At 66.0% G+C, this 4,076-nt stretch carries 5 protein-coding genes and 1 other RNA gene; 1 reads left to right on the forward strand and 5 read right to left on the reverse strand.

Annotation, left to right across the window (positions count from 1 at the left end):
• Positions 1-43: 43 nt before the first annotated feature.
• From recR to VW23_RS01360, 5 genes are all read right to left on the reverse strand, one after another.
• On the reverse strand, positions 44-637 hold the full coding sequence (recR, locus tag VW23_RS01340; RefSeq protein ID WP_069907801.1) for a recombination mediator RecR: 594 nt from the start codon (positions 635-637) through the stop codon (positions 44-46).
• Positions 638-755: 118 nt separating this feature from the next.
• Positions 756-1,076, reverse strand: a complete 321-nt coding sequence (locus VW23_RS01345; protein WP_055877229.1) for a YbaB/EbfC family nucleoid-associated protein — start codon at positions 1,074-1,076, stop codon at positions 756-758.
• Positions 1,073-2,848, reverse strand: a complete 1,776-nt coding sequence (locus tag VW23_RS01350; protein WP_141728175.1) for a DNA polymerase III subunit gamma/tau — start codon at positions 2,846-2,848, stop codon at positions 1,073-1,075. Before VW23_RS01350 ends, VW23_RS01345 begins: the two co-directional genes overlap by 4 nt.
• 94 nt (positions 2,849-2,942) lie before the next feature.
• Positions 2,943-3,040, reverse strand: an RNA gene (ffs, locus tag VW23_RS01355) — signal recognition particle sRNA small type.
• 54 nt (positions 3,041-3,094) lie between these two features.
• A complete protein-coding gene (locus tag VW23_RS01360) occupies positions 3,095-3,274 on the reverse strand; it encodes a hypothetical protein (RefSeq protein ID WP_141728176.1) in 180 nt (59 codons plus the stop codon).
• 259 nt (positions 3,275-3,533) lie between these two features.
• Between VW23_RS01360 and VW23_RS01365 the strand changes: the two genes are divergently transcribed.
• Entirely contained in the window at positions 3,534-3,929 is a 396-nt protein-coding gene (locus tag VW23_RS01365; protein WP_069907804.1) for a hypothetical protein, read from the forward strand.
• Positions 3,930-4,076 lie beyond the last annotated feature (147 nt).

The following is a 4,076-nucleotide window of genomic DNA, read 5'->3' on the forward strand; positions in this document are numbered from 1 at the left end:
AGATGGGTATAAGAGCCAGCCCCTCAAGGGGGAGGGGAGCAGATCAGAGCGCCGTGCGCGCCTTCAGGGCCTGGCTGAGCGTGCCTTCATCGAGATAGTCGAGCTCACCGCCCACCGGCACGCCATGCGCCAGGCGGGTGATCTTGACGCCGCTGGGGGCGAGGCGGTCGGTGATGTAGTGCGCGGTGGTCTGGCCTTCGACCGTGGCGTTGACGGCGAGGACGATCTCGGAAAATTCCGGGCCGCGGCGCAGCAGGGCATCGATCGACAGGTCATCGGGGCCAACGCCATCAAGCGGCGACAGCACGCCGCCGAGCACGTGGTACTTCACCGCCCCGACCCCGGCCCGCTCCAGCGCCCAGAGGTCGGCGACATCTTCGACCACGATCAACAGGCCATTGTCGCGGCGCGGGTCGGCGCAGATATGGCAGGGCGAGCGGGTATCGACATTGCCGCAGGTCTCGCAGACGGTCACCGCCGCCACGGCGCGATCGAGCGCCGCCGACAGCGGGATCATCAGCTGTTCCTTCTTCTTGATCAACTGCAGCACGGCGCGCCGGGCCGAACGCGGCCCGAGCCCCGGCAAGCGCGCCAAGAGCAGGATCAGCTGTTCAATCTCGGGGCCGCCGTTTGCCATGGCTAGTGCGCGGCAGTCGGCAGTCGGCAGTCGGCAATCGGCAGGCGCCGCCAACTCACGCTGCAGGTTCGATGGCTGTCAGGCGACTGCCGATTGCCGACTGCCGATTGCCGCATCTTCAAAACGGAAACTTCATGCCGGGAGGCAGCGGCAAGCCCGCCGTCATTTCCTGCATCTTGGCGTTCATCTCGTATTCGGCCTTGCCCTTGGCATCGTTGTGGGCGGCAAGGATCAGGTCTTCGAGCACCGAGACGTCATCGGAGACGAGGCTGGGGTCGATCTTCAAGCCCTTCATCTCGCCCTTGCCATTGAGCGTCACCACCACGAGACCGCCGCCAGAGCGGCCTTCGACGGTCATTTCGGCGACCTTGTTCTGGAACTCCTCCATCCGCCCCTTCATCTCCTGGGCGGCCTTCATCATTCCCATCAGGTCTTTCATTCGTCGTCTTCCTCATCGCTGTCGCGGACGGCGTCCGCGTAGGCTTCGATCGGTATCTGTTCCTGCTTGACGGTGACGCGCACCGTGGCGCCGGGAAACGTCTCGAGGATGGCCTGCACCAGCGGATCCTGGTGGGCCTCCTGGCGCACCGCTTCCTGCCGCTCCTCGCGCTGCTCGCGCATGGTCGGCACGTGCTGGACGTCAGTCTTGAGGGTGATCATCCACTGCCGGTTGGTCCACCGCTTCAGCCGGGCCGACAGGGTCTGGATGATGCCCGGATCGGCATTTTCGACCAGCGCCACTTCGAGCCGGCCGTCGCCGATGGAAACCGGGCGCAGGGACTGCTCGAGCGCAATCTTGACGATGACGTCGCGTTTCTCACCCGCCAACGCGACGAGCTCGGCGTAGGTGCGCGGGTTGGCGAAGGCCTGCGGTGTGGATTGCGGAATGGCCTGTTGCGGCGGCGCGGCGTCGAAGCGCGGCGCGACCTCGGGCTGGTACTGCCGGGCAGCCGACGGGCCACCGCTGCCGCCGCCATTGCCGCGCGCCACTGGCGCCGATTGCGGCTGGGTCGGAGGTGGCAGGTTGCCGAGTTTGGCGATCAGCTCGTCCGGGGTCGGCAGGTCCGACGCATAGGCGAGGCGGACCAGCACCATTTCGGCGGCCTGCAGGGCGTTACCGGCCTGCTGCACCTCGTCATAGCCCTTGAAGAGGATCTGCCAGGTGCGACTCAGCGCCCTCATGCCGAGCTTTTGCGCCAGTTGGGCGCCGCGCGTCCGCTCGTCCGGGGTGAGCGACACGTCGTCAGCCGCAGCCGGCACCACCTTGATGCGGGTGACCAGGTGGGTGAAGTCGCAAAGGTCGGCGATGATGGTCTGCGGGTCGGCGCCGGCGTCGTAGAGTTCGCGAAGGTTGGTGAGCGCGTCGCCGATGCGGCCAGCCATCAACGCCTCGAACAGGTCGATGGTGCGGGCGCGGTCACCGAGGCCGAGCATGGCCTTAACGGTAGCTGTCGTCACCTTGCCGTCGCCGTGGCTGATCGCCTGGTCGAGCAGCGACTGGTTATCGCGCACCGAGCCCTCGCCGGCCCGCACGATCATCGCCAGCGCCTCGGGCTCGTAGCCAATATTCTCGCGGGCGAGAATATCGATGAGGTGGGCGGTCATCGTCTCCGGCGGCACGCGGCGCAGGTCAAAGCGCATGCAACGCGACAGGATGGTGACCGGGACCTTGCGGATCTCAGTAGTGGCGAAGATGAATTTTACATAGGGCGGCGGCTCTTCGAGCGTCTTCAGCAATGCGTTGAAGGCCGAGTTCGAAAGCATGTGCACTTCGTCGATGATGAACACCTTGTAGGGTGCTCCTCCCATCGGCGGCGTGCGTGTCATCTCGTTGATTTCACGGATGGCGTCGATGCCGGTGTTGGAGGCAGCGTCCATCTCCTGCACATCGATGTGGCGGCCCTCGATGATGGCGCGGTCGTGGATGCCTTCCTTGTCGAAATCGAGCGTTGGATGGCGACCGGTCTCATCTTCGTAGTTGAAGGCACGCGCAAGGATGCGGGCGGTAGTGGTTTTGCCCACCCCACGCACGCCAGTGAGGATGAAGGCGTGGTGGATGCGGCCCGACTTGAAGGCGTTCCTCAGCGTCTGCACCATGGCGTCCTGGCCGATGAGCTGGGCAAAGCTCAGCGGCCGGTACTTGCGGGCCAGCACCAGATAGGGCGACTTCGCCGCCGTTGCGGCGGGCGCGGGGGGATCGTCAGGGAACATTCCGTCAGCCATGGCAGAGCATATAGCGAGCGCGGGCGCAGATCGCAAAAGCTCATGCCATCAAAGCGGCGGCGCGCGATCAGAAAGGTGTGGGAAGTAGGAGGCTGGCAACGACCCGTGAAGGTCTCGTTGGGGCTGCTACCTTCCGGTCCTGACCCGGTTGGCGAGGAACACGTCCGCACCAACCTCCCACCGCCTATATGGAAGAGGATCGCGGCAAACGCAAGGCCATGCGGCGGGCGCCTGTCACCGGGCGTTGCCGGGTGCGCAGGACCCAGGCGTCGCAGGGCCATGGGCAGCGAATACCGCCTGGCGCGCCTCGGAAAAATCGCCGCCACCCTCGAGGGCGATCAGGTCGTCGATCGTCACGTCGTCGAGGCCGAGCTCGCGCCGGAACTCGGGGCTGAACTGAGCGATCTGATGCATGGCGACACGCACCCGGCGCCTCCGCCACCACGCCTGAAGCCAGCGGGGCGCTTTCATGGCTGCATACCTCTGCAGCCGACGGGGCTCATCGTCTTCATTTTCGGTCTCGGTCTCGTCTTGCTCGCCGCAGCGAGGCGGAGCCCCCGCGAGACCACCATGGCGAAGCAAAGAGTCCGCCGCTCCCTCCGATCGGACGGGCAGGATGCAACCCGCCTGCCCCGGCCGCCGTTATTGCCGAGGTTTAGGCGTGGAGGCGGTGATGATCGCGAGGGATAGCAGTGACGAGACCGAGGCGCGGCGCCATATCGCGCTGCTGCAGGGCCTGATACGGCACTGGAATGTCATCGCCGATGAGTATCGCGACGCGGCGCGCGGCCGCGCCCAGGTCAGCGCGCCGATGCAGCGCGAGGCCGATCGCACCCGCCGGCAGATCCGCGAAGCGCTCGAACTCTGCTACCGGTTGATCGACAACCTCGCCCCGGGCCACGAGATGCGCCGCGACCTGTTCCAGATCGAGTGGGCGCTGGGGGCGCTGAGCGAGAGCATCGCCATCTCCGCCGAGCAGATGGGTCCCCGGATCGAAGCCAGCCAGAACGTTGCCGGGCTGAAATACCTGCTGAGTGCGTTGAAGCAGGATGCGGGGCTCGGGGCCTAGCTCGAGAGAGCATGAGGCCGGTGGTTTTCATCCTATCGAGTTCCGAAGATACCCCCACCCCTGTCCCCTCCCCGCAAGGGGGAGGGAGACCAAAGCACCGGCATCAGTGGGAGCGTCTCCTCCCCCCTTGCGGGGGAGGGACAGGGT

The organism is Devosia insulae DS-56 (genome assembly GCF_000970465.2).
GTDB classification, from domain to species: domain Bacteria; phylum Pseudomonadota; class Alphaproteobacteria; order Rhizobiales; family Devosiaceae; genus Devosia_A; species Devosia_A insulae.